The organism is Pseudogulbenkiania ferrooxidans 2002, assembly GCF_000174355.1.
GTDB classification, from domain to species: domain Bacteria; phylum Pseudomonadota; class Gammaproteobacteria; order Burkholderiales; family Chromobacteriaceae; genus Pseudogulbenkiania; species Pseudogulbenkiania ferrooxidans.
Genome location: NZ_ACIS01000006.1, coordinates 99,350 through 123,679, shown reverse-complemented (window position 1 = coordinate 123,679; position 24,330 = coordinate 99,350). Strand labels below are relative to the sequence as shown.

Sequence of the window (24,330 nt, the reverse complement as noted above, 5' to 3'; positions counted from 1 at the left end):
TCAATCAGGGTTTTTTAGTGCCGGCGCACTCAGGGCATTCGCCATACATGTAGAGGGCATGATCGACGATGTGGAAGCCGTGCTGCTCTGCAATACGATCCTGCAGCGCCTCGATTTCGGGATCGAAGAACTCCACGACCTTGCCGCATTTGACGCACACCATGTGGTCATGATGGCCGCCCTCGTTCAATTCGTACACCGCCTTGCCGGTTTCGAAATGGTGGCGCACCAGAATACCGGCCTGTTCGAACTGGGTCAGGACACGATAGATGGTGGCGAGGCCAACATCGATATTCTCGGCGATGAGGCGGCGGTAAACGTCTTCTGCCGACAGGTGGCGCGACTCGCTGGTTTCGAACAAATCCAGAATTTTCAGGCGGGGACCGGTCGCTTTCAGACCAATATCTTTAAGGTGACTGGCTTTACTCATCATGATATAAATGTAGGTGGTCCAAAAACCATGATAAAGCCTTTTCGCGGCTTTGCCTAATTACCATCCCATAAATTCTACCTGAGCGGAGTCACATGCGCGTCCTGATTATTGCCGCCGCCATCGTCCTGTCCGGCTGCAGTTCTCTGAACCCGATGAGTTGGTTCACCCCTTACCAAATGGACATCCCTCAAGGGAATTACGTCACACAGGATGCCGTCGCAAAACTCAAGCCCGGCATGACCCGCAGCCAGGTCCGCTTCCTGCTGGGCACACCGCTCCTGACCGATGCCTTCCATAGCAATCGCTGGGATTACAAATATCGCCTGGTACGAGCGGGCAAACCGGCAGAGGACAAGCTGCTGACGGTGTTCTTCGACGGCGACGCCATGACGCGCGTGGAGGGCGAAGCCCTGCCGGCTGAACGCGCCATTCTCCCTGCCGATGCCTCGGCCCCCGCTCAGCAATCGAAGGCACAATAACCATGATGAATGTAGTGATCGTAGGCGCCAGCGGCCGCATGGGGCGTACGCTGATCGAATCGGTACTGGCGACCGAGGGCTTGCAGCTGCACGCCGCCGTGGAGCGGCCGGGTTCCGATTTCATCGGCCAGGATGCCGGCCTGTTCCTCGGCCAGGCCACTGGCATCAAAGTCACCCCCGACTTCGATGCCGCGCTGCAAGGCGCCGACGTCGTCATCGACTTCACCCGGCCGGAAGGCACACTTCACTACATGGCCAGCTGTGTCGCGCACAACGTGAAGCTGATCATCGGCACCACCGGCTTCGATGAGGCCGGCAAGGAAGCCATCCGCCAGGCCTCGGAAAAGATCGGCATCGTGTTCGCGCCGAACTTCAGTGTTGGCGTAAACCTGACGTTCAAACTGCTCGACATCGCTTCGCGAGTTCTGGCAGAGGACTACGATATCGAAATCATCGAAGCCCACCACCGCCACAAGGTGGATGCCCCATCCGGAACGGCGTTGCGCATGGGCGAAGTGATCGCCAACGCGCTGGGCCGCGACCTGAAGGAGTGTGCCGTCTACGGCCGCGAAGGCGTCACCGGCGAACGCGATGCCAAGACCATTGGCTTTGCCACGGTGCGTGCCGGCGATGTAGTCGGTGACCACACCGCCTTGTTTGCCACCAATGGCGAACGCGTGGAGATCACCCACAAGGCATCCAGCCGTGCCACCTTCGCCAACGGCGCCGTGCGTGCAGCCAAATGGCTGTCCGCCAAGCCGACCGGCCTGTTCGACATGCAAGACGTCTTGGGCCTGCGCTGACACGAAAAAGAGGAGGGGCAGGCCCCTCCTCTTCTTTATAACGGCGAATCACCACTCCATCGCTTCACACCTGGCCTGACCACCTACCTCGGTCGCCCGCGCCAAGGACACGGCTCCATACTGTTCGGCCAACCTTCATTCCCTGGCCGTACCTCGCCACCATCCAATCTGCCCCGCCGGATCAAGCCGACTGCAATGACAGCTGCTCGGGCAGATGCTTCACCTCAAAGGTCTGCTCCACCTCCCCGGCTTCGTTGACGCTCTCCAGCCGAACATCGAACCCCCACAGACGCGCAACATGCTTCAGCACCTCGTGAGCGCTCCCGGCCTCCAGCGGCCGACGACGATGCATCGTGTGCCGTAGCGTCAGGCCACGGTCACCGCGTACGTTGACCGACCATACCTGTATATTGGGTTCACGTGATCCTAGGTTGTACTGTTCCGACAACTTCTGCCGCACGTCACGATAGCCCTCGTCGTCGTGAATAGCCGACACCAGCAAGGTGCTGTCGCGGTCATCGTCACGAATGGAGAAGAAGCGGAAATCGCGGATCAGCTTGGGTGACAGGTATTGCGAGACGAAGCTTTCATCCTTGAAGTTCTTCATGGCGAAATCGAGCGTCTGCTGCCAGTTGCTGCCGGCGATATCGGGGAACCATAGTCGATCTTCTTCGGTTGGTTCCTCACAAATACGCTTGATGTCCTGATACATGGCAAAACCCAATGCATACGGATTGATGCCGTTGTACCAGCGCGCCGTGACAGGAGGCTGATAGACAACGTTGGTATGCGACTGCAGGAATTCCATCATGGCGCCATCGGTGACCAGACCCTTGGCAAACAGACGATTCATGATGGTGTAGTGCCAGAACGTGGCCCAGCCTTCGTTCATCACCTGAGTCTGGCGCTGCGGATAGAAATACTGGGCTACCTTGCGTACGATGCGTACGATTTCGCGTTGCCACGGCTCCAAGAGCGGAGCCGACTTCTCGATGAAGTACAGCAGGTTCTCCTGCGGTTCGGACGGGAAGCGCACCGGTTCATGCTCGCCACCGCTCTTGGCCGGCCGCGGGATGGTGCGCCACAGATCGTTGACCTGCATCTGCAGGTACTGCTCCCGCTCCTCCTGCCGGGCTTGTTCCTTGGCCAGCGACAGCTTTTGCGGCCGCTTGTAGCGATCCACACCATAATTCATCAGGGCATGGCAGGAATCGAGCAACTCCTCCACGGCGTCGATGCCGTAGCGCTCCTCGCAACGTGCGATGTAGCTCTTGGCGAACACCAGGTAGTCGATAATGGCCGAGGCATCGGTCCAGGTGCGGAACAGGTAGTTGCCCTTGAAGAACGAATTGTGGCCGAAGGCAGCATGCGCAATCACCAGTGCCTGCATGGTCATGGAGTTCTCCTCCATGAGATAGGCGATACAGGGGTTGGAATTGATCACGATTTCGTAGGCCAGCCCCATGTGGCCGCGCTTGTAGCTCTTTTCGGTGGAAACGAAATGCTTGCCGAAAGACCAGTGATGGTAATTCACCGGCATGCCGACTGATGAGTAGGCATCCATCATTTGTTCGGCGGAAATGACTTCTAGCTGAACCGGATAGACATCCAGCCCATACTCCTTGACGGCGATCTCGCGAATCGCACGCTCGTACTCGTCGAGCAGGTCGAAGGTCCATTCGGAACCAGTCGAAATGGGTGTCATGCTGCACCTCCGCAAAGTCGGCTTGGCCTAGTCAGGCACGGGTAGCGGGCTGACGCTTGAAAATTTCCCGGAACACCGGGTAGATGTCCGCCGTAGAGTGGATGCGCTGCATGGCGAAGTGCTTGCAGCGTTCCTTGACCTTGAGGTACTCGTACCAGAGGTTCTGTGGCTCGCTTTCGGTGATCTCGACATACGCGTAGTACTGACACAACGGCAGGAGCGACTCACTCAGGATTTGGGCGCAATTCGCCGAATCGCTGTCCCAATTGTCGCCGTCCGACGCTTGCGCCACGTAGATGTTCCACTCGCTGCTGTTGTAGCGCTTGTAGACGATCTCCTTCATCAGGTGGAGTGCTGACGACACCACGGTGCCACCCGATTCGCGCGAATGGAAGAAATCGTGCTCGTTGACCTCGACGGCACTGGTATGATGCCGGATGAACACGACCTCGATCTTCTCGTAATTCCGTTGCAAAAACAGATAGAGCAGGATGAAGAAACGCTTGGCCATGTCCTTCTTGGCTTCGTCCATGGAGCCTGATACGTCCATGATGCAGAACATCACCGCTTGGCTGGTCGGTTTCGGCTGCCTGACGCGGTTGTTGTAGCGCAAATCGAAAGGGTCGATGAAGGGAATGCTGGCGAGCCGCTCACGCAGCATGTGGATACGCTTACGTTTCTCCCGGACCTCGATGTCATGCTCGTCATCGGATTCGAGCAGGGTATCCAGATCCTCCTCGACCTCATTGAGTTCAGACAGAGTGGGGGCGGACAGTGCCACACGACGCGCCAAGGCACCGCGCAGCGAACGGACGATACTGATGTTGGTTGGCGTGCCGTCGCTGGTATAGCCGGCACGCACGGACTTCATTTCCTCAATCCCCATGAGCTGGGTCTTGACCAGGTTGGGCAGCGCCAGATCCTCGAAGAAGACGTTCATGAATTCTTCGCGAGACAGTTCGAAGGCAAAGTCATCCTCCCCCTCGCCATCCTGGCTGGCCTTGCCTCCCCCTCCTCCGGCCCCGCCCTGCGGCCGGTTGAAGCGATCACCCTTGATGAATTCCTCGTTCCCCGGATGAACATTCTCGGTGACGCCCCCCTTGCCATGATGAAATACCGGCTCGGAGACATCCTTTACTGGAATGGAAACCTTCTCACCGCTGTCGATATCGGTGATGCTCCGCCCCTTGATGGCCTTGGAGACGGCTTCCTTGATTTGGGCCTTGAAACGGCGCAGGAACCGTTCGCGGTTTACCGCGGACTTGTTCTTGCCGTTCAGACGACGATCAATGATGTGAGCCATAGCCACCTCTGCAATCCCGGTTCGACAAGGCGAGTACCTTGCCGCTGACGCCTGGCCGGGACCGGAGCCCCGGCCAGAAAAGCGGGCTTACGACGACTTGCGCACCCGGAGGTACCATTCGCACAGCAGGCGCACCTGCTTGGCGGTATACCCCTTGTCGACCATGCGATTGACGAAGTCCTCATGCTTCTTGGCGTCCTCGGCACTCGCCTTGGCGTTGAAGGAGATGACCGGCAGCAACTCCTCGGTGTTGGAGAACATCTTCTTCTCGATCACCATACGCAGCTTCTCGTAGCTCGTCCAGGTCGGGTTCTTGCCTCCATTGCTGGCTCGTGCCCGCAGCACGAAGTTGACGATTTCGTTGCGGAAATCCTTCGGGTTGGAAATGCCCGCCGGCTTCTCGATCTTTTCCAGCTCCGCGTTGAGCGAAGTCCGGTCGAAGCTCTCGCCGGTATCCGGGTCTCGGTATTCCTGGTCCTGGATCCAGTAGTCGGCGAAGGTCACGTAGCGGTCGAAAATGTTCTGCCCGTACTCGGAGTAGCTTTCCAGGTAGGCCGTCTGAATTTCCTTGCCGATGAACTCGACGTACTTGGGCGCCAGGAACTCCTTGATGAAGGTGAGGTACTTCTGTTCGACCTCAGGCGGGAACTGCTCGCGCTCCACCTGTTTTTCCAGCACGTACAACAGGTGCACCGGGTTGGCCGCCACTTCGGAATGATCGAAGTTGAATACCTTGGACAGGATCTTGTAGGCAAACCGGGTGGAAAGCCCACTCATGCCTTCGTCCACACCGGCATAGTCGCGGTACTCCTGCAACGATTTGGCCTTGGGATCGGTATCCTTCAGGTTTTCGCCGTCGTAGACCTGCATCTTGCTGAACAGGCTGGAGTTTTCCGGGTCTTTCAGCCGGGACAGCACGGCAAACTGCGCCATCATCTTGAGCGTTCCCGGTGCGCACGGGGCATTGGCCAGCGAAGAATTGCGGATCAGCTTGTCGTAGATCTTCATTTCCTCGGACACACGCAAGCAGTATGGCACCTTGACGATATAGATACGGTCGAGGAAGGCCTCGTTGTTCTTGTTGTTCTTGAACTGCTTCCATTCGGACTCGTTGGAGTGCGCCAGGATGATGCCCTCGAACGGGATCGCGCCAAAGCCCTCGGTACCCTTGAAGTTGCCTTCCTGCGTTGCGGTCAACAACGGGTGCAGCACCTTGATCGGCGCCTTGAACATTTCCACGAACTCCAGCAAACCCTGGTTGGCCAGGCACAGGCCGCCGGAATAGCTGTAGGCATCTGGATCGTCCTGGGCGTATTTTTCCAGCTTGCGGATATCCACCTTGCCGACCAGCGACGAGATGTCCTGGTTGTTCTCGTCACCCGGCTCGGTCTTGGCCACGGCAATCTGCTTCAGTACCGAAGGGTAGCGTTTGACGACGCGGAACTGACTGATGTCGCCGTTGAACTCATGCAGACGCTTCACTGCCCACGGGCTGGGGATGGCACGCAGGTAGCGGCGGGGAATGCCATACTGTTCCTCGAGGATGGAGCCGTCTTCGTCGTAGTTGAACAGGCCGAGCGGGGACTCGTTGACCGGCGAGCCTTTCAGGCAATAGAAAGGCACTAGTTCCATCAACTCTTTGAGCTTTTCCGCGATGGACGATTTACCGCCACCAACTGGGCCCAGCAGATAGAGAATCTGTTTCTTCTCTTCAAGCCCTTGGGCCGCATGGCGGAAATAGGCCACGACCTGCTCGATCACCTCTTCCGTGCCGTAGAAATCGCGGAAGGCCGGGTAGATCTTGACCATCTTGTTGCTGAAAATTCGCGATTGCCGCGGATTGTGGCGGGTATCGATCAGTTCAGGCTCGCCGATGGCCATCAACATGCGTTCGGCGGCGGTGGCGTAGGCGGCGGGTTCGCGCTTGCAGATATCCAGGTATTCCTGGATGGTGTACTCCTCCTCGCGCGTCCGGTCGTAACGTGAAGCGTATTGGCTGAAGATATCCGGGTACATGGCTCTGCCTCCTGACGTTTCGGCAGGGGGCGGCGGCGAATGTACGCGCATCCGCCATGCCCCCTTGCACCATTAGAGTGACTGCTTGAGAACCGGTTCTAGTTCATTATGTTTTTTTGGGTATAGCACAGGAATCCAGAGGCGTCGCTGTAATCTATGTCAGCCGAATGTCAGAAAATCCGCCTCAGGTCAGGGCTTCAGCTCGATGATGCGAACGCCGATTTCGTAAAGCCGTCCACGCTCGATTTCATTACAGCGGCGCACTTCCACCTCAGCCTCGAACGGTTTGCCGGCCAGGCCACCTACCGCTGGCGCGCGCACCACGACCAGCAGCCTTTCGCCGAATTGCGGCACGAACGAAGTGCGCAGTGCAAGCCCGTCGATAGACAGGTCGATGCATTCGCCATAATGGGTTTCGCCGGTATTGCGTGACTTGATGCGGGCGTTGCACCCCATGCGTACACGTCGTGCGCCACGTCGTTCGTGGTGCGGATCAAACGGCGGCACCCGGCAACCTCCCGTCGAGGTGGGCGGACAGCCAGTGCAGGCCGACGATCGACTTGCTGTCGCAAATTTCGCCGGTCAGGGCCATGCCCAAGGCGTCGGCCAGCGGCACGGTGACGACGTCGAGAAATTCGCCGTGATCCAGCTGCCGTTCGTGCAGGGTCAGGTCCTGGGCGAGGTAATAGCTGATCTGTTCGTTGGCGTAGCCGATGCAAGGATGGGCCGTGCCCAGGTAAATCCAACGCTCGGCCTGATAGCCCGTTTCCTCGCGCAATTCCCGGCGCGCCGTGCTGTCGCGCGCTTCGTCCGGATCGATCTTGCCGGCAGGAATTTCGAGGAAGACCCGGCCGGCGGGATAGCGGTACTGGCGCTCCATGACCAGTTCGCCATCAGGCGTCAGCGCCAGGATAGCGACCGCACCGGGATGCAGGATGTATTCGCGAAACGCGGTGCTGCCGTCCGGCAGTTGCACCGTGTCCCGCCGCACCTGGAGAAAGCCCCCCTGGTAAACCGTTTCCGTGCTCAAGGTTTGTTCAACGAGTTCCACGCCATCCCTTCCGTTTCTTCCATGCCATCACGATATAACAGCGCCATCCTGCCCGAACGCACAGATATCCGGCAAGCCCGAACGTGAGGCCCAGCATGGGCACACCTACCGCCAGTGGCAAGCCCAAGCCCGCCATCCAGTCTGCCACCTGTTGCAGCCATTCCAGGGGTGACGACATCGACCACTCCGGCACCGCTGTCATCGTATCGTGGTTGACCCGCCCCAGCAGCAGCTTGCCGTAGGTATACGCCAGGTAATAGAGCGGGAGGTACGTCAGCGGGTTGCTATAGAGCGTGGTGACGATGGCAACCGGCAGATTGACGCGGAACACGAGCGCCAGCAAGGCGGCGGTGATCATCTGGCTCGGCCCCGGCATCAGCCCGGAGAACAAGCCGATGGCAAAGGCCAGGGCCACCTTGCGCCGGTTCAATGACCAGAACGCCGGATGGTCCAGATACGGCGCCAGCCATCTCAGGTAGCGGTTCTGGAACAGCACATGGCGATCTGGCAGCAGCTTGCGCAGGTGTTGGCGGATTTGGCTCATGCGGACGGACTGTCGTTAATTAGCAACCATGCCTCAGTCCATGTTAGCGAAAAAGCTTGCCAAAGCTTCGTCTATAATTTAAACATACGTTTGATTTACTGATCGGTGCGACACCATCAGAAAAAGATTGCCCGAACCGCACGGCTACGGGCCGAGCTACCCAGGAGACAACACCATGCCAGCCTACAAGGCCCCCCTGCGCGATTTCGATTTCGTCCTGAACGAACTGATCAAGGTCCAGGACGTCATCCCCGCCCTGCCCGGCTACCAAGAAGCCACGCAAGATATCTATACCTCTTACCTCGAAGCCGCCGCCCAGTTCTGCGAGAACGAGCTGGCCCCACTCAACCGCCCGGGCGACGAGGAAGGCTGCCACTTCGACGCCGCCACCCATAACGTGACCACGCCGGCCGGCTTCAAGGAAGCCTACGCCCAGTACTGCGAACTGGGTTTCCCGGCGCTGGACTGCGATCCGGCCTACGGCGGCCAGGGCATGCCCAAGTCGCTGGCGTTCCCGGTGATGGAAATGCAGTGTTCGGCCAACGTGGCGTGGTCGATGTACCCCGGGCTCTCCCATGGCGCTTATTCCGCCATTCATGCCCACGGCAGCGAGGAACAGAAGGCTACCTATCTGCCCAAGCTGGTTTCGGGAGAATGGACCGGCACCATGTGCCTGACCGAGCCGCATTGCGGCACCGACCTGGGCCTGTTGAAGAGCAAGGCCGAGCCGAACGGCGACGGTAGCTACAGCATTACCGGCACCAAGATCTTCATCTCGGCCGGCGAGCACGATATGTCCGCCAACATCATCCACCTGGTGCTGGCACGCCTGCCAGACGCGCCGAAGGACGTGAAGGGCATCTCGCTGTTCATCGTGCCCAAGTTCCACGACGACGGCAGCCGCAACAGCGTGTACTGCGGCGCGCTGGAGCACAAGATGGGCATCAAGGCCAACGCGACCGCCGTGATCAATCTCGACGGCGCCAAGGGTTGGCTGATCGGCGAGCCGAACAAGGGGCTCTCCTGCATGTTCACCATGATGAACGCGGCGCGACTGGGCTGCGGCATGCAGGGGCTAGGGATCGGCGAGGCGTCGTTCCAGGGTGCGCTGGCGTACGCCAAGGAGCGCCTGCAGATGCGCGCGCTCAACGGCGTGCACAGCCCGGACAAGCCGGCCGACCCGATCATCGTGCACCCGGACGTGCGCCGCATGCTGCTGACGCAGAAGGCCTACACCGAGGCCGGCCGTGCCCTGACCACGCTGCTGGCGCTGCAGCTGGATATCGAGGAGAAGCATCCGGACTCGGCGGCCCGCCAAGATGCGGCCGACCTGGTGGCGCTACTGACCCCGGTGGCCAAGGCCTTCATGACCGACAACGGCTACACCGCCGCCAACATGGGGATGCAGGTGTTCGGCGGCCACGGTTTCATCCGCGAATGGGGCATGGAGCAGCTGGTGCGCGACTGCCGCATCTCGCAAATCTACGAGGGTACCAACGGCATCCAGGCGATCGACCTGCTGGGCCGCAAGGTGCTGCTCGACCAGGGCCAGAAGTTGCGCAAGTTCACCAAGCAGATTCACAAGTTCTGCCAAACCAACGAGGGCAACGACAAGCTGGCGGAGTTCGTCGGCCCGCTGTCCAAGCTGCTGAAGGAAGTCGGTGACATCACCATGGCCGTCGGCATGGCCGCGTTCAAGGACAAGGACGAGGCCGGTGCGGCCGCCACCGACTATCTGCGCCTGATCGGCCACCTGACCTACGCCTGGATGTGGGCGCGCATGGCCGAAGTGGCCTACGCCAAGCTGGGCCAGGGCGAGGACGATTTCTACCAGGCCAAGATCACCACCGCCCGCTTCTACTACGCCAAGCTGTTGCCGGAGGTGGAAGCGCTCAAGGCCACCATCAAGAACGGTGCCAAGCCGCTGATGAGCCTGGGCGAGGAGCAGTTCGCCTGCTAACCGGTTTGTTCGACTCTGTGCAGGAGTGTGTTTTGGCGGCCCTTCGGGGCCGTTTTTTTCTTGGGAGGATGGATCACTCCTGACATGAAAACCGCCCCACGAGCGTGCAGCCGGCGGGGCGGTCATTATGTGGCGGATCGAATTCGCTCAGAACCTGTTCACGATCTTGCTGCGCATCCCTGATCGGGGCTCATGTGCTGCTCTGTGCGTGCGAATCTCCTGTGGAGATTCGCTCAGCCATGATCCTCATGTACTCCAGTTCATTCCGGTTCCTGCGCTGCTCTTCACCCCGCTGAGGGCTGCTCGCGACAGATCGTGAACAGGTTCTCAGAGCTTGTGAAAGAAATCGTCGCGAGCGGCCCGAGGCTGGTTCGAGAAGCGCAGCCGTACAAGTGGTACGGCGAGCATCGCAGGACCGGGATCGGGGTGCGCAGCAGATTTATTTACAAGCACTCAGTTCTTGCCGTGGCAGGCCTTGTACTTCTTGCCGCTGCCGCACGGGCAGGGGTCGTTGCGGCCGACCTTGTCGCCCTCGCGGCGCACCGTGCTCGGGGCCTGTTGCTTGGCCTGCCAGTAGACGTAGACGGCACGGACGGCGTCGGGCAGTTCGTCCTTGAAATTGTCGAGTTCGGCGTCGGTGAAGGTGATCAGCTCCTTGCCCTCTTCCTCGTCCTCGAACATGCCACCCAGCGCCATGATCGGCAGCAGCAGGTCTTCGAAACCCTCGTCATCGGCGGCCTCGAACCAGTCGGTATCGACGTTGTCGAGCGCGTACAGGTAGGCGTTGCACCACGGCCAGAAGTCGGCCTCTTCGGCATCTTCGGCTTCGTACAGGATCAGATCAGGCACCTCGCCGGCAGCCAGCGCGGTTACGGTGGCATCGTACAGCTTCTGCAACAACGCGCCGAGTTCGGCTTCGGTCGTGGCATCCTCGAACTCGGGAGCGTCACCGAGCACCTCGTCGAGCCAGCTGCCGGCCACGACCGTGTCCGGGCCGCTGGCCAGTGCCGTGAAATAGCCCTGCACCTCGTCCGGACGCATGGTGCTGCCGCTTTGCGACAGCGGGGTCAGCAGTTCTTCCAGACGGGCCAGGTCGGCGTCGGTGAATACGATGTCGCTCATGATGATTCCTCGGGTTGTTTGCCGGGCATTGTAGCGAAAAGCCCCGCAAGGCGGGGCACTTCACGGTAAGCGCAGGTCAAGGCATGACAAGCGGCGGACGAGGCGTGACGGCTGTGGTGCGGGTGCCGGCACCACCAAGCCGCATGCCTTGCTGTGCACAACGGTTCTTTACTGTTCGGCACCGTGTGCACTGCCGTCCACTCGACCCGAGACCTCCACCGCACCGTCATGCCAAGGCGGACCGCCTCAGGCGGTCTTGTGCTCGCTCAGCCCCAGCTTCTCCTTCATCTGTTGCCGCATCATGAATTTCTGGATCTTGCCGGTGATGGTCATCGGGAAGCTGTCGACGAATTCGATATAGCGCGGAATCTTGTAGTGCGCGATCTGGCCCTGGCAGAAGGCGCGGATTTCGTCGGCACTGGCGGTTTCGCCGTCGCGCAGGCGGATCCAGGCGCACAACTCCTCGCCGAAGCGGTCGTCCGGCACGCCGATCACCTGCACGTCCTGGATCTTGGGGTGGCGGTAGAGAAATTCCTCGATCTCGCGTGGGTAGACGTTCTCGCCACCGCGGATCACCATGTCCTTGGCGCGGCCGACGATGTTGCAGTAGCCCGCCTCGTCGATCACCGCCAGGTCGCCGGTGTGCATCCAGCCTGCCGGGTCGATGGCCTCGCGCGTCTTGGGCTCGTCGTCCCAGTAGCCCAGCATCACCGAGTAGCCGCGCGTCAGCAATTCGCCGGTTTCGCCGCGCGGCACGATGCGGCCTTCGCCGTCGACGATCTTCACTTCCAGATGCGGGTGGATCAGGCCGACGGTGGAGACCTTGCGCTCGACCGGGGTGTCGGTGGCGCTCTGGAAGCTGACCGGGCTGGTCTCGGTCATGCCGTAGGCGATGGTGACTTCCTTCATGTGCATGGTGTCAACCACGCGCTTCATCACTTCGATCGGGCACGGACTGCCGGCCATGATGCCGGTGCGCAGGGTGGAGAGGTCGAACTCGCTAAAACGCGGGTGGTCGAGCACGGAGATGAACATGGTCGGCACACCGTGCAGAGCGGTGCACTTCTCCTCTGCCACGGTTTGCAGTACCGCCAGCGGCTCGAAGGCCTCGGACGGAAAGATCATGGTAGTGCCGTGCGTCAGGCAGGCCAGGTTGCCCAGCACCATGCCGAAGCAGTGGTACAGCGGCACCGGGATGCAGAGGCGGTCGCCCGGCACCAGCTTCATCGCCTCGCCGACGAAGAAGCCGTTGTTAAGAATGTTGTGGTGGCTCAGCGTGGCGCCCTTGGGGCTGCCGGTGGTGCCGGAGGTGAACTGGATGTTGATGGGGTCGTCGAACTGCAGCGTCGTACCGGTTTCGGCCAGCATGGCGCGCTCGGCTTCGGTCGGTTCGGCCAGCAACTGGTTGAAGTTCAGCATGCCGGGGCTGGCCTCGTCGCCCATGCGGATCACCATCTCCAGCGTCGGCAGCCTGGCGGCGCGCAGTGCGCCGGGGGCGCAGTGGGCCAGTTCCGGCGCCAGGTCGTTGATCATTTCCAGGTAGTCGCTGCTCTTGAAGCTGGGCGACAGCACCAAGGCGCGGCAGCCAACCTTGTTGAGGGCGTATTCCAGCTCGGAACGGCGATAGGCCGGGTTGATGTTGACCAGCACCAGCCCGGCCTTGGCGCTGGCGAACTGCATCAGCACCCATTCGACGTTGTTCTGCGACCAGATGCCGATGCGCTCGCCCGGCTTCAACCCCAAGCGTTGCAGGCCACATGCCAGCCGCTCGACCTGCTCGTGAAGTTCGGCGTAGCTCCAGCGCACGGATTGCTGGCGCACCACCAGCGCCTCGCGCGCGGCGTGGCGAGCGCAGGTCGCATCGAAGTACTGGCCAATGGTCTGCCCGATCAACGGGGTCTCGCTGGCGCCATGGACATAACTGGCTTGGGTCATGCTCTCTCCTCCTGTGTCGCGGAACGCGGTGATTGATGCGCTTTTCTTCTGCGCGATAAGTTACTATTACGTAAACGTAATCACAAGACCGACCTGCAAGCGTGGAGAAAACGCTACAATCGCGACATAAGGACAGGAATCACCATGACCCAGCAAGAGCTATTCTCCATCTCCGACCTGGCCCGCGACTTCGGCGTCACCCTGCGCACCATCCGCTTCTACGAAGAGCAGGGTCTGATCGAGCCGGAACGCGCCGGCCGCCAGCGCGTGTTCACCCGACGCGATCGCGCCCGGCTGAAGCTGATCCTGCGCGGCAAACGCATCGGGTTGTCGCTGCAGGAAATCCGCGAAATCCTCGACTTGTACGAACTGGCGAAGGATGAGGCGAGCCAGTCGCTCAAGCTGTTGCGGCTGTTGAGCGAGCGCCGCCAGCAGTTGGAAGAACAGCGCGACGACATCGATGCGGTGTTGGCCGAGATCGACACGCTGGAAGCGCACTGCCGCACCGTGATCGACGAGATGACCGCCAAGTCCGACTCCGCCAACGGCTGACCTCAGCCCCGCCGAGCGGGGTTAGGCTGCTGACAAAGCACTCTGGTACGTGTTTACAGGACCCGGCAGAGCCGGGTCATCTCCACCTAAGCATTTGATTTCGCAGCCTCTCTACCTATCCCCAATCCTTCGCTGAGCGAATCTTAAAGATTCGCACGCAGGCCGCCCTTGCCCTGCAAGGGGGCCTCGCTGCGCTCGATCGAGTTTGTCGGCAATCCGAACCCCGCCAAGCTGGTTTTTTGCATTTTTATATTGACGCTTACGTAAACGTAACCCAAAATAAATCGACGACATGGCCCTTGCGCCGAGAATGACAGAGGAGAAAACGATCATGTTCACCAGCCTGCGTTTTGCCCATGGCGAGACTTATGAAATGTTGCGTGACTCGGTAAAGGCCTTCGCCGACGCCGAGATCGCCCCGCGCGCCGCCGACATCGACCGCGACAACTTGTTTCCGGCCGACCTGTGGAAGAAGTTCGGCGATCTGGGCCTGCTTGGTATCACCGTAGAAGAGGAATACGGCGGCAGCAACATGGGGTACCTGGCGCACATGATCGCGATGGAGGAAATTTCGCGCGCCAGCGCCTCGGTCGCCCTCTCCTACGGCGCCCACTCCAACCTGTGCGTCAACCAGATCCGCAAGAACGGCAGCGCGGCACAGAAGGCGAAGTACCTGCCCAAGCTGATCTCCGGCGAGCACGTCGGTGCACTGGCGATGTCCGAGCCCAACGCCGGTTCCGACGTGGTGAGCATGAAGCTGCGTGCCGACAAGAAAGGCGACCGCTACGTACTCAACGGCAGCAAGATGTGGATCACCAACGGTGGCGACGCCGACACCCTGGTGGTGTACGCCAAGACCGACGTCAACGCCGGCCCCAAGGGCATCACCGCTTTCATCGTCGAGAAAGGCTTTAAAGGCTTCACGCACGGCAGCAAGCTCGACAAGCTCGGCATGCGCGGCTCCAACACCTATCCGATCTTCTTCGACGACTGCGAAGTCCCGGCGGAGAACATCCTCGGCAAGGAAGGCGAAGGCGTGAAGGTGCTGATGAGCGGGCTGGATTTCGAACGCGCGGTGCTGGCCGCCGGCCCGCTGGGCATCATGCAGGCATGCATGGACGTGGTGGTGCCCTACCTGAACGACCGCCAGCAGTTCGGCCAGGCGATCGGCGACTTCCAGCTGATGCAGGGCAAGCTTGCCGACATGTACGTCAAGCTCTCGGCCAGCCGCGCCTACGTCTACGCCGTGGGCCAGGCGCTCGACCGTGGCGAATCCGGACGCCAGACGCGCAAGGACGCCGCCGGGGCGATCCTGTACGCCGCCGAGAACGCCACGCAGATGGCGCTCGATGCCATCCAGTGCCTGGGCGGCAACGGCTACATCAACGAATACCCCACCGGCCGCCTGTTGCGCGACGCCAAGCTGTACGAAATCGGCGCCGGCACCAGCGAAATCCGCCGCTGGCTGATCGGCCGCGAACTGATGGCCGAAACGAGGTAAGCCATGCCGACACTCGAATCCAAGCTGTCGCCGCGAGCAGCGGAGTTCCAGACCAACGCTGACAAGATGCGCGCGCTGGTGGCCGACCTCAAGGAAAAGGTTGGCCGAAACGCCCTGGGCGGCGGTGACGCCGCCCGCGCCAAGCACATGGCGCGCGGCAAGCTGCTGCCGCGCGAGCGCATCGACCTCTTGCTCGACCCGGGCGCGCCCTTCCTCGAGCTATCGCAGCTCGCCGCCTTCGGCATGTACCACGACGGCGCCCCCGGCGCCGGCGTGGTGGCCGGCATCGGCCGCGTGGCCGGGGTGGAGTGCATGATCGTGGCCAACGACGCCACGGTGAAGGGCGGCACTTATTACCCGATGACGGTGAAGAAGCACCTGCGCGCCCAGGAAATTGCCCGCGAAAACCGCCTGCCCTGCCTCTACCTGGTGGACTCCGGCGGCGCCTTCCTGCCCTTGCAGGACGAGGTGTTTCCCGACCGCGAGCACTTTGGCCGCATCTTCTACAACCAGGCCCAGCTCTCCGCCGCCGGCATCCCGCAGATCGCCGTGGTGATGGGCTCGTGCACCGCCGGCGGCGCCTACGTGCCGGCGATGAGCGACGAGACCATCATCGTCAAGGAACAGGGCACCATCTTCCTCGGCGGCCCGCCTCTGGTGAAGGCGGCCACCGGCGAGGTGGTCGATGCCGAGGAACTGGGCGGCGGCGACGTGCACACCCGCATCTCCGGGGTGGCCGACCATCTGGCGCAGAACGACGCGCACGCGCTCTCCATCGCGCGCCGCATCGTATCCGACCTCAACTGGAAGAAACAGGGCGAGCTCGATCGTGCCGAGCCGAAAGCGCCGCGTTACGCCGCGGAGGAAATCTACGGCGTGATTCCGGCCGACCCGAAAAAACCGTTCGACGTGCGCGAGATCATCGCGCGGCTGGTGGACGACTCCGACTTCGACGAATTCAAGCAGAACTACGGCACCACACTGGTGACCGGCTTTGCTCGCCTCAACGGCTACCGCGTCGGCATCATCGCCAACAACGGCATCCTGTTCAGCGAATCCGCGCTCAAGGGTGCGCACTTCGTCGAGCTGTGCTGCCAGCGCGGCATTCCACTGATCTTCCTGCAGAACATCACCGGCTTCATGGTGGGCAAGAAGTACGAGAACGGCGGCATCGCCAAGGACGGCGCCAAGCTGGTGACCGCCGTGGCCTGTGCCAGCGTGCCCAAGTTCACCGTGCTGATCGGCGGCAGCTTCGGCGCCGGCAACTACGGCATGTGCGGCCGCGCCTACTCGCCCCGCTTCCTGTGGATGTGGCCGAACAGCCGCATCTCGGTGATGGGCGGGGAACAGGCCGCCGGCGTGCTGGCCCAGGTCAAACGCGACCAGTTGGGCGACGCCTGGTCGGCCGAGGAAGAAGAAGCCTTCAAGGCGCCGATCCGCTCGCAGTACGAGCACCAGGGCCACCCCTACTACGCCAGCGCGCGGCTGTGGGACGACGGCGTGATCGACCCGGCACAGACACGCGAGGTGCTGAGCCTGGCGCTGGAAGCCACCCTGTCGGCACCGATCGAGAAGACGCGCTTCGGCGTATTCCGTATGTAAGAGCCTATTCCAGTAGGCGAGCGAGCCAAAGCAGGTTGAGTGTCGCCGGAGCACAGGAACCGGAATGGACACGGAGTCCATGAGGATTCCGAGCACCGCCAGCACTCAAGATGCGAAGGCGCAGCCGCCTAATGAGATAGGCTCAAAGGGAGATGGAGATGAGCTACACCACCCTGGAAATCGAACGCACCGGGCACCTCGCCACGGTGTGGATGAACCGGCCCGAGCTGCACAACGCCATGAACGAAGTGCTGATCGCCGAGCTGACGCGGGCCTTCGTCGAATTGAACGAAGATGCCGGCGTGCGCGTGATCGTGCTGGCCGGACGCGGCAAGAGCTTCTCGGCCGGGGCCGACCTCGACTGGATGCGCCGTGCCGCGGGCTACAGCGAGTCGCAGAACCTAGACGACGCCAACCGGCTGGCGGCCATGCTCAAGGGCATCTACCGCAGCAAGAAACCTGTCATCGCGCGCATCCACGGTGCGGCGATGGCCGGCGGCACCGGGCTGACCGCGGTGTGCGACGTGGCGATCGCCACCGACGCCGCCAGGTTCGCGCTGACCGAAGTACGGCTGGGGCTGATCCCGGCCACCATCGGCCCCTACGTCGCCGACGCCATCGGCTGGCGCCAGGCACGACGCTACTTCCTCAGCGCCGAGCGCATCGATGCCGCCACCGCGCTGAAGATCGGCCTGGTGCATGAAGTGGTCGCCGCCGACGAACTGGACGCCCGCGTGGCCGAAGTGGCCGCCGAGTTCGCCAAGGGCGGACCGCAGGCCCTGGCCGCCGCCAAGGACCTGCTGGGGCTGCTGCGCGACGGCTCGCCGCTCGACGACGTGCTGCTGGACGACACCGCCCAGCGCATCGCCGCCATCCGCGTCGGCGCCGAGGCGCGTGAAGGACTGGCGTCGTTCTTCGACAAGCGCCCACCGGCGTGGGCGAAGGACTGAGATGCACGCCTACCCGACGCCCAGCGCCTTTGCCGCACCGCCTTCGGCCAACCTTGCCGACTGCCGCCCGGCCATTCCTCCGGAAACGGCGAAAACAGAAACAGGGAAGCGCCCCACCATGTTCAACAAGATCCTGATTGCCAACCGCGGTGAGATCGCTTGCAGGGTGATCAAGACCGCACGCGCCATGGGCATCCGCACCGTGGCGGTGTATTCCGACGCCGACGCCAACGCCCGCTTCGTCAAGCTGGCCGACGAGGCCTACCGGCTGGGTCCGGCGCCGGCCGCCGAGTCCTACCTCAAGGCCGAGCTGATCCTCGACATCGCCAGGCAGAGCGGTGCCCAGGGCGTCCACCCCGGCTATGGCTTCCTGTCCGAGAACGAGGACTTCGCCGCCGCCTGCGAGGCCGCCGGCATCGCCTTCATCGGCCCGCCGGCTTCCGCCATCGCAGCGATGGGCAGCAAGTCCGCCGCCAAGGCGCTGATGGAAAAAGCCAAGGTGCCGCTGGTGCCGGGCTACCACGGCGACAACCAGGAGCCGGATTTTCTCAAGCGCCAGGCCGACGCCATCGGCTACCCGGTACTGATCAAGGCCAGCGCCGGCGGTGGCGGCAAGGGCATGCGCATCGTGGAGAAGTCCGACGACTTCCTCGCCGCCCTCGCCTCCTGCCAACGCGAAGCGCGCGCCAGCTTCGGCGACGACAAGGTGCTGGTGGAGAAGTACCTGACCCGCCCGCGCCACGTCGAAATCCAGGTGTTCGCCGACAGCCTGGGCGACTGCGTCTACTTGTTCGAGCGCGACTGCTCGGTGCAGCGCCGCCACCAGAAAGTGCTGGAAGAAGCTCCCGCCCCGCACCTCCCAACGGAAACCCGTCAGGCCATGGGCGAGGCCGCCGTTGCCGCCGCGCGCGCCGTAGGCTACGTCGGCGCCGGCACGGTCGAGTTCATCATGGACGTGGACTCCGGCCGGTTCTACTTCATGGAAATGAACACCCGCCTGCAAGTGGAACACCCGGTCACCGAGATGATCACCGGCCAGGACCTGGTAGCGTGGCAGCTCAAGGTAGCCTCGGGCCAGCCCTTGCCGCTGAGCCAGGACAAGCTCGCGATCCATGGCCACAGCATCGAGGCGCGCATCTACGCCGAAGACCCGGACAAGGGCTTCCTGCCCGCCACCGGCACCCTGCTGCACCTGGTGCCGCCGGCGGAGAACGCCCAGGTGCGCGTCGATACCGGCGTGCTGCAGGGCGATACCATCAGCCCGTTCTACGATCCGATGATCGCCAAGCTGATCGTCTGGGGCGAAACGCGCGAGGCCGCGCTGCAACAGCTCGACGCCGCGCTGGCGGCGTACCAGGTCGCGGGCGTCACCACCAATATCCGTTTCCTGCGCCGCATCGTCGTCAACCCGGCGTTTGCCAGCGGCGACGTCGATACCGGCCTGATCGCCCGCTACCACGACAGCCTGCTGCCGCCCCCGGCCGCACCGGGCAGCGAACAACTGGCCTTGCTGGCGCTGGGCGAGGTGCTCGCCACGCAGGCCGACGACCGCCACGCCTTCGGCGTGCTCGCCGGTTGGCGCCTGAATGGCACGCTGAAGCGCCGCGTGGCCTTCCAGCACGGCGAGACCCGCCATGAGGTCATGGTGAGCTATCTGGGCGACGGCTTCGCGCTGGAGATCGGCGGCGACACAATCCAGGCCAGCGCCCGCCTCGAGCAGAACCGCCTCGCGGCGACGCTGGACGGCAAGCAGCTCGACGCCACCCTGGTGCGCCACGGTCTGCAGCGCGTGCTGTTTGCCGCCGGCGAACGCCTGGCACTCGACTACGTCGACCCCTACGCCTATCAGGAAGCCGGCATGCACGGCGAAACCCACCTCAAGGCGCCGATGCCGGGCCGCGTGGTGGCGCTGTTGGCCGAAGAGGGGAAAACGATCGCCAAGGGCGAACCGCTGCTGATCCTGGAAGCGATGAAGATGGAGCACACCATCACCGCGCCGGCGGACGGCAAGGTGCTGGCGTTCTACTTCGCCGCCGGCGAACAGGTCAAGGACGGCGACGAGCTGGTGGATTTCGAGGCGGAGTGAGGGCATGATACTCCATGCCAAAAGCATGAAAGATCGACCCAACCCTCACGGAGAATGGACATGACACCCCAGATCGTCGACCACCCCGGCCTCACCCTGGCCGGCTTCGCCATCCGCACCAGCCTGCAGGAGCAGGCCAACCTGCGCGACATCCCGGCGTTCTGGCAGCGCTACGCCCAGAGCTTGCGCGCGCCGTTGCTGGCGTCGCTCGGCCTGCCGCACGCCGTGGAATACGGCGTCGTGCGCGGCTTCGATCCGGCCAGCGGCACCTTCGACTACCTGATCGGCATCGAATGCCAGGGCGCGCCGCAACTGCCCGAGGGCGCATGCCGCCATGCCATCGCCCCGGCGCGCTACGCCATGTTCACCACGCCGCCCGCCGACAACGACGAGGCCTTCTCGCGCGCCATCGTCGCCACCTGGCAGGCCGCCTACCAGGACTGGCTGCCCACGGCACCCTGGCAGCATGCCGGCAGCGAATCGTTCGAACGCTACGACGGCCGCAGCGGCCCCGGCCAGACGGGGCGCCAGATGGAGATTTACCTTCCGGTCGTCCCGCGCTGACGCCCTTCGCTTGACCCGGTGCCCGCAACGGCGGGCGTCCTACTGGATATCGTCGTCATGAAACAAGTCAAGATCGTCGAGGTCGGCCCGCGCGATGGGCTGCAGAACGAAAAACAGCCGGTCGCGCTGGCGACCAAGCTGGAACTGATCAAAAGGTTGCGCGACGCCGGCCTGACCACCATCGAAGCCGGGGCCTTCGTGTCGCCCAAGTGGGTGCCGCAGATGGCCGATTCGGCCGAGGTGCTCAAGGCGCTCGACCTGTCCGGGCCGGTCAACTACCCGGTGCTGGTGCCCAACGAGCAGGGACTCGACGCCGCGCTGGCCTGCGGCGTCAGGGAAATCGCCGTGTTCGGCGCCGCCAGCGAGAGCTTCAGCCGCAAGAACATCAACGCCAGCATTGCCGAGAGCCTGAAGCGCTTCGAAAGCGTGATGGCACGCGCCGCTTCGGCCAACCTTCGCGTGCGCGGCTACGTCTCGTGCGTGGTGGGCTGTCCCTACGAGGGCAGGATCGCGCCGCAGCAAGTCGCCATGGTGGCCAAGGCGCTGTACGACATGGGCTGCTACGAGATTTCGCTGGGCGACACCATCGGCGTGGGCACCCCCAACACGGTGCTGGAGATGCTGGATGCCGTCAGCAAGCTTGTGCCAACAGAACGGCTTGCCGGGCATTTTCACGACACCTACGGCATGGCTATCGCCAATATTCATGCCGCACTAGGCGCCGGCATCGGCACATTCGACTCCTCGGTTGCAGGTTTGGGCGGCTGCCCGTATGCTCGGGGAGCCTCGGGCAACGTGGCCACCGAGGACGTGGTCTACCTGCTGCACGGCCTCGGCTACGAGACCGGCATCGATCTGCCGCAGTTGGTGGCGACGGCCCGTTTCATTTCCGGCGCATTGGGCAGGGAAGTCGGTTCGCGCGTGGGCAAGGCCTTGGCCTTGCCCGAATGACAGCAATCGTCTGCGTTGTCGCCCGCCCCCGCTGACACTGCTGCTTAAAGATAACAATCCACGGCCGCCGGCACCGCCGGCGCGTCGGGCTAGAGGAGAAACCATGCAGGAAGACTGGAGCCCGATCTGGCAACCCTCGCCGAGCCGTCTGGCCGGCAGCCACCTCACCGCCTTCACCCGCCTCGCCGAAACCGCCTTCGGCCAACCTTTGGACGACTACCACGCGCTGTGGCAGGCCAGCATCGACGACCCGGCTCGCTTCTGGTCGCTGCTGTGGGACTACGCCGGCGTGATCGGCAGCAAGGGAGAGACGACCCTCATTCACGGCGACGACATGCTCGCCGCGCGCTTCTTTCCCGACGCCCGGCTCAACTACGCCGAGAACCTGCTGCGCCGCCGCGACGACGCGCTGGCCCTGGTGTTCTGGGGCGAGGACAAGGTCAAGCGCGAGCTGACCTGGTGGGAACTTCACGACCTGGTGTCGCGCCTGCAGCAGGCGATGTCGGCGATGGGCGTGCGCGCCGGCGACCGCGTCGCCGGCTTCGTGCCGAACATGCCGGAAACCGTGGCGGCGATGCTGGCCGCCACCAGCCTCGGCGCGATCTGGACATCGTGTTCGCCCGACTTCGGCACCGACGGCGCGATCGACCGCTTCGGCCAGACCGAACCCAAGCTGCTGTTCTGCCCGGACGGCTACTGGTACGGCGGCAAGGCCATCGACATCCGCGGCAAGATGCAGGTCATCGCCGACGGCCTGCCCAGCGTGGAAAAGGTCGTGGTGCTGCCCTACCTCGGCCAAACCGCGGCCTTCGCCGCCGCCGTCCCGAAGGCCGTCACGCTGGACGACTTCATCCAACCCTACATCGCCAACGAGGTGAGCTTCGAACGCGTACCGTTCAACCACCCGCTGTTCATCCTCTATTCCAGCGGCACCACCGGCAAGCCCAAATGCATCGTGCACGGCCACGGCGGCACGCTGCTGCAGCACCTCAAGGAACACCAGCTGCACGGCGACCTGCACCCGGGCGATGTGCTGCTCTACTTCACCACCTGCGGCTGGATGATGTGGAACTGGCTGGTCTCCGGGCTTGCCAGCGGCGCCACGCTGCTGCTCTACGACGGCTCGCCGTTCGCCGCCAACCAGCGCGTCCTGTGGGACTACGTCAGCGCCTACCGCTGCACCCATTTCGGCACCTCGGCCAAGTACCTCGACGCGCTGAAGAAGTTCGGCGTGGAGCCCGGCGCCGAGTACGACCTCTCCCAGCTGCGCGCCATCTTCTCCACCGGCTCGCCGCTGGTGGCGGAAAGCTACGACTGGGTGTACCAGCACATCAAGCAGGACCTCAACCTGGCGTCGATCTCCGGCGGCACCGACATCGTGTCGTGCTTCGCGCTCGGTTCGGCCAACCTGCCGGTGTACCGTGGCGAACTGCAGTGCCGCGGCCTCGGCATGGCGGTGGACATCTGGAACGACCGCGGCCAGCCGGTGCGCGGTGAGAAAGGCGAACTGGTCTGCACCCGCCCCTTCCCGTCGATGCCGATCGGCTTCTGGCACGACCCGGAGCGAGAGAAATACCGCAAGGCCTACTTCGCGCGCTTCCCCAACACCTGGTGTCACGGCGACTACGCCGAGTTGACCGAGCACGACGGCCTGATCATCTACGGCCGCTCCGACACCGTGCTCAACCCCGGCGGGGTGCGCATCGGCACCGCCGAGATCTACCGTCAGGTGGAAGCGTTCGAGGACATTCTGGAAAGCCTGGCGGTGGGCCAGCGCTGGCAGGACGACGAGCGGGTGATCCTGTTCGTGCGCCTGCGCGAGGGGCTGACGCTCGACGCCGACCTCGTCGACCGGCTGCGCGACAAGATTAAGCACGGCGCCAGCCCGCGCCACGTGCCCGCCAAGATCATCCAGGTCGCCGACATTCCGCGCACCATCAGCGGCAAGATCGTCGAGCTGGCGGTCAAGAACGTGATCCACGGCGAGCCGGTCAGCAACGTCACGGCACTGGCCAACCCGCAGGCGCTCAAGCTGTTCGAGCACCTGCCGGAACTGCAGAGCTGATCTTCCTCGCACCGGGCCGCGAGCCGGCCCGTCAACCGTGACAGGCCGCAACAGCCTGGTGGCGGTGGATGTTCCTGAATGGCTGCCCTCACCGCGAGAGGCAGCCATTTTCGTTTCATCACGGTGCCGGTGCCTGCCAGCGTCAGGACGGGCCGCCCCCATTTCTGGCCCCGATGGCCCGCTCAGGGTGTCGATCGCGGGTGCAACTGTCGCGCCCACTGGCTACAGTTACAGGGTAGCGGCAGCCATGCCCGCAAACGGGCAGCGTTGTTGCCCCAACGGAATGCGAAGGACGGAAACATGGCAACGAAGCTGGCCCTCATCCCCCTGCTGACCCTCGCCCTGCTGCAGGGCTGCGTGGTCGCCCCTTACGGCTACCCGGTCCAAGCCACGACGGCAGAGGTCGACGCCTACCCGGTGTACATCGATGGCGCGCCGGTCCAGTTCGTCGCCGGCTATCCCTACCCCATCATCTTCGATGCCAGCTTCGGCTGGGGCTACTGGGATCATGACCGACGCTGGGTGCGCGTGCCGCCCCGATGGCACAACGACCTGGAACGGCGCTACCCGCACGGACGGGGCGCCCCGCTGTTCCGGCCGAACCCGCAGCAAGACTATCGCCGCTTCGACCCCCATTTCCGCGGCCCTCCCGGACGATGAAACGACAATGGCCGCAGATTACTCTGCGGCCATTCGGGAATCGGCATC

At 63.0% G+C, this 24,330-nt stretch carries 21 protein-coding genes; 12 read left to right on the top strand and 9 right to left on the bottom strand.

Annotated elements, in window-relative coordinates; translation table 11 throughout:
- Window positions 1-4 precede the first annotated feature (4 nt).
- The gene (fur, locus tag FURADRAFT_RS11670; RefSeq protein WP_040652867.1) at window positions 5-430 is read right to left on the bottom strand and encodes a ferric iron uptake transcriptional regulator; all 426 of its coding nucleotides are present in this window, start codon (window positions 428-430) and stop codon (window positions 5-7) included.
- Between the two features lie 95 nt (window positions 431-525).
- On the opposite strand from fur, the gene FURADRAFT_RS11665 reads away from it, so the two are divergent.
- Together FURADRAFT_RS11665 and dapB are read left to right on the top strand one after the other, a co-directional pair.
- On the top strand, window positions 526-912 hold the full coding sequence (locus tag FURADRAFT_RS11665) for an outer membrane protein assembly factor BamE (protein WP_008954359.1): 387 nt from the start codon (window positions 526-528) through the stop codon (window positions 910-912).
- A gap of 2 nt (window positions 913-914) precedes the next feature.
- The gene (gene dapB, locus FURADRAFT_RS11660; protein WP_008954358.1) at window positions 915-1,715 is read left to right on the top strand and encodes a 4-hydroxy-tetrahydrodipicolinate reductase; all 801 of its coding nucleotides are present in this window, start codon (window positions 915-917) and stop codon (window positions 1,713-1,715) included.
- A gap of 181 nt (window positions 1,716-1,896) precedes the next feature.
- Here dapB and FURADRAFT_RS11655 read toward each other — a convergent pair whose 3' ends face one another.
- From FURADRAFT_RS11655 to FURADRAFT_RS11630, 6 genes are all read right to left on the bottom strand, one after another.
- A complete protein-coding gene (locus FURADRAFT_RS11655) occupies window positions 1,897-3,420 on the bottom strand; it encodes a SpoVR family protein (protein WP_008954357.1) in 1,524 nt (507 codons plus the stop codon).
- A 31-nt stretch (window positions 3,421-3,451) separates the two neighbouring features.
- A complete protein-coding gene (locus FURADRAFT_RS11650) occupies window positions 3,452-4,723 on the bottom strand; it encodes a YeaH/YhbH family protein (RefSeq protein WP_008954356.1) in 1,272 nt (423 codons plus the stop codon).
- An 87-nt stretch (window positions 4,724-4,810) separates the two neighbouring features.
- Window positions 4,811-6,739, bottom strand: a complete 1,929-nt coding sequence (locus FURADRAFT_RS11645; protein ID WP_008954355.1) for a PrkA family serine protein kinase — start codon at window positions 6,737-6,739, stop codon at window positions 4,811-4,813.
- Window positions 6,740-6,928: 189 nt separating this feature from the next.
- Window positions 6,929-7,246 (bottom strand): PilZ domain-containing protein, encoded by a 318-nt coding sequence (locus FURADRAFT_RS11640; RefSeq protein WP_081455953.1) that lies wholly within the window; start codon window positions 7,244-7,246, stop codon window positions 6,929-6,931.
- A complete protein-coding gene (locus tag FURADRAFT_RS11635; RefSeq protein WP_008954353.1) occupies window positions 7,233-7,790 on the bottom strand; it encodes an NUDIX domain-containing protein in 558 nt (185 codons plus the stop codon). Before FURADRAFT_RS11635 ends, FURADRAFT_RS11640 begins: the two co-directional genes overlap by 14 nt.
- A complete protein-coding gene (locus FURADRAFT_RS11630; protein ID WP_008954352.1) occupies window positions 7,777-8,334 on the bottom strand; it encodes a DUF2062 domain-containing protein in 558 nt (185 codons plus the stop codon). The genes FURADRAFT_RS11635 and FURADRAFT_RS11630 overlap by 14 nt, the downstream gene beginning before the upstream one ends.
- A gap of 175 nt (window positions 8,335-8,509) precedes the next feature.
- On the opposite strand from FURADRAFT_RS11630, the gene FURADRAFT_RS11625 reads away from it, so the two are divergent.
- The gene (locus FURADRAFT_RS11625; RefSeq protein ID WP_008954351.1) at window positions 8,510-10,294 is read left to right on the top strand and encodes an acyl-CoA dehydrogenase C-terminal domain-containing protein; all 1,785 of its coding nucleotides are present in this window, start codon (window positions 8,510-8,512) and stop codon (window positions 10,292-10,294) included.
- Between the two features lie 453 nt (window positions 10,295-10,747).
- Here the strand turns inward: FURADRAFT_RS11625 and FURADRAFT_RS11620 are convergent, their stop codons facing one another.
- Both FURADRAFT_RS11620 and FURADRAFT_RS11615 read right to left on the bottom strand, forming a co-directional pair.
- On the bottom strand, window positions 10,748-11,416 hold the full coding sequence (locus FURADRAFT_RS11620) for a YecA family protein (RefSeq protein ID WP_008954350.1): 669 nt from the start codon (window positions 11,414-11,416) through the stop codon (window positions 10,748-10,750).
- A gap of 246 nt (window positions 11,417-11,662) precedes the next feature.
- Window positions 11,663-13,351, bottom strand: a complete 1,689-nt coding sequence (locus tag FURADRAFT_RS11615; RefSeq protein WP_008954349.1) for an AMP-binding protein — start codon at window positions 13,349-13,351, stop codon at window positions 11,663-11,665.
- Window positions 13,352-13,495: 144 nt separating this feature from the next.
- On the opposite strand from FURADRAFT_RS11615, the gene FURADRAFT_RS11610 reads away from it, so the two are divergent.
- From FURADRAFT_RS11610 to FURADRAFT_RS11570, 9 genes are all read left to right on the top strand, one after another.
- Window positions 13,496-13,903 carry a MerR family transcriptional regulator gene (locus tag FURADRAFT_RS11610; RefSeq protein ID WP_008954348.1) on the top strand — a complete coding sequence of 136 codons (408 nt, stop codon included), beginning with the start codon at window positions 13,496-13,498 and terminating at the stop codon, window positions 13,901-13,903.
- A gap of 331 nt (window positions 13,904-14,234) precedes the next feature.
- Complete coding sequence (locus FURADRAFT_RS11605; RefSeq protein ID WP_008954347.1) at window positions 14,235-15,404, top strand: isovaleryl-CoA dehydrogenase; 1,170 nt, start codon at window positions 14,235-14,237, stop codon at window positions 15,402-15,404.
- Between the two features lie 3 nt (window positions 15,405-15,407).
- The gene (locus FURADRAFT_RS11600) at window positions 15,408-17,006 is read left to right on the top strand and encodes a carboxyl transferase domain-containing protein (protein ID WP_008954346.1); all 1,599 of its coding nucleotides are present in this window, start codon (window positions 15,408-15,410) and stop codon (window positions 17,004-17,006) included.
- A 158-nt stretch (window positions 17,007-17,164) separates the two neighbouring features.
- Window positions 17,165-17,956 carry an enoyl-CoA hydratase/isomerase family protein gene (locus FURADRAFT_RS11595; protein WP_008954345.1) on the top strand — a complete coding sequence of 264 codons (792 nt, stop codon included), beginning with the start codon at window positions 17,165-17,167 and terminating at the stop codon, window positions 17,954-17,956.
- Between the two features lie 118 nt (window positions 17,957-18,074).
- On the top strand, window positions 18,075-20,042 hold the full coding sequence (locus tag FURADRAFT_RS11590) for an acetyl-CoA carboxylase biotin carboxylase subunit (RefSeq protein WP_201441950.1): 1,968 nt from the start codon (window positions 18,075-18,077) through the stop codon (window positions 20,040-20,042).
- A gap of 60 nt (window positions 20,043-20,102) precedes the next feature.
- Window positions 20,103-20,606, top strand: coding sequence for a GyrI-like domain-containing protein (locus FURADRAFT_RS11585; protein WP_008954343.1), 504 nt, complete (start codon window positions 20,103-20,105; stop codon window positions 20,604-20,606).
- A 57-nt stretch (window positions 20,607-20,663) separates the two neighbouring features.
- Window positions 20,664-21,557, top strand: coding sequence for a hydroxymethylglutaryl-CoA lyase (locus FURADRAFT_RS11580; protein WP_008954342.1), 894 nt, complete (start codon window positions 20,664-20,666; stop codon window positions 21,555-21,557).
- Window positions 21,558-21,660: 103 nt separating this feature from the next.
- Window positions 21,661-23,622, top strand: a complete 1,962-nt coding sequence (locus tag FURADRAFT_RS11575; protein ID WP_008954341.1) for an acetoacetate--CoA ligase — start codon at window positions 21,661-21,663, stop codon at window positions 23,620-23,622.
- A gap of 300 nt (window positions 23,623-23,922) precedes the next feature.
- Window positions 23,923-24,282 carry a hypothetical protein gene (locus FURADRAFT_RS11570; RefSeq protein WP_008954340.1) on the top strand — a complete coding sequence of 120 codons (360 nt, stop codon included), beginning with the start codon at window positions 23,923-23,925 and terminating at the stop codon, window positions 24,280-24,282.
- Window positions 24,283-24,330 lie beyond the last annotated feature (48 nt).

Bases quoted from the DNA above. Each gene is read 5' to 3' on its own strand.
- fur (WP_040652867.1), bottom strand. From the start codon at position 430: ATGAGTAAAGCCAGTCACCTTAAAGATATTGGTCTGAAAGCGACCGGT.
- FURADRAFT_RS11665 (WP_008954359.1), top strand. From the start codon at position 526: ATGCGCGTCCTGATTATTGCCGCCGCCATCGTCCTGTCCGGCTGCAGT.
- dapB (WP_008954358.1), top strand. From the start codon at position 915: ATGATGAATGTAGTGATCGTAGGCGCCAGCGGCCGCATGGGGCGTACG.
- FURADRAFT_RS11655 (WP_008954357.1), bottom strand. From the start codon at position 3,420: ATGACACCCATTTCGACTGGTTCCGAATGGACCTTCGACCTGCTCGAC.
- FURADRAFT_RS11650 (WP_008954356.1), bottom strand. From the start codon at position 4,723: ATGGCTCACATCATTGATCGTCGTCTGAACGGCAAGAACAAGTCCGCG.
- FURADRAFT_RS11645 (WP_008954355.1), bottom strand. From the start codon at position 6,739: ATGTACCCGGATATCTTCAGCCAATACGCTTCACGTTACGACCGGACG.
- FURADRAFT_RS11630 (WP_008954352.1), bottom strand. From the start codon at position 8,334: ATGAGCCAAATCCGCCAACACCTGCGCAAGCTGCTGCCAGATCGCCAT.
- FURADRAFT_RS11625 (WP_008954351.1), top strand. From the start codon at position 8,510: ATGCCAGCCTACAAGGCCCCCCTGCGCGATTTCGATTTCGTCCTGAAC.
- FURADRAFT_RS11620 (WP_008954350.1), bottom strand. From the start codon at position 11,416: ATGAGCGACATCGTATTCACCGACGCCGACCTGGCCCGTCTGGAAGAA.
- FURADRAFT_RS11615 (WP_008954349.1), bottom strand. From the start codon at position 13,351: ATGACCCAAGCCAGTTATGTCCATGGCGCCAGCGAGACCCCGTTGATC.
- FURADRAFT_RS11610 (WP_008954348.1), top strand. From the start codon at position 13,496: ATGACCCAGCAAGAGCTATTCTCCATCTCCGACCTGGCCCGCGACTTC.
- FURADRAFT_RS11605 (WP_008954347.1), top strand. From the start codon at position 14,235: ATGTTCACCAGCCTGCGTTTTGCCCATGGCGAGACTTATGAAATGTTG.
- FURADRAFT_RS11600 (WP_008954346.1), top strand. From the start codon at position 15,408: ATGCCGACACTCGAATCCAAGCTGTCGCCGCGAGCAGCGGAGTTCCAG.
- FURADRAFT_RS11595 (WP_008954345.1), top strand. From the start codon at position 17,165: ATGAGCTACACCACCCTGGAAATCGAACGCACCGGGCACCTCGCCACG.
- FURADRAFT_RS11590 (WP_201441950.1), top strand. From the start codon at position 18,075: ATGTTCAACAAGATCCTGATTGCCAACCGCGGTGAGATCGCTTGCAGG.
- FURADRAFT_RS11585 (WP_008954343.1), top strand. From the start codon at position 20,103: ATGACACCCCAGATCGTCGACCACCCCGGCCTCACCCTGGCCGGCTTC.
- FURADRAFT_RS11580 (WP_008954342.1), top strand. From the start codon at position 20,664: ATGAAACAAGTCAAGATCGTCGAGGTCGGCCCGCGCGATGGGCTGCAG.
- FURADRAFT_RS11575 (WP_008954341.1), top strand. From the start codon at position 21,661: ATGCAGGAAGACTGGAGCCCGATCTGGCAACCCTCGCCGAGCCGTCTG.
- FURADRAFT_RS11570 (WP_008954340.1), top strand. From the start codon at position 23,923: ATGGCAACGAAGCTGGCCCTCATCCCCCTGCTGACCCTCGCCCTGCTG.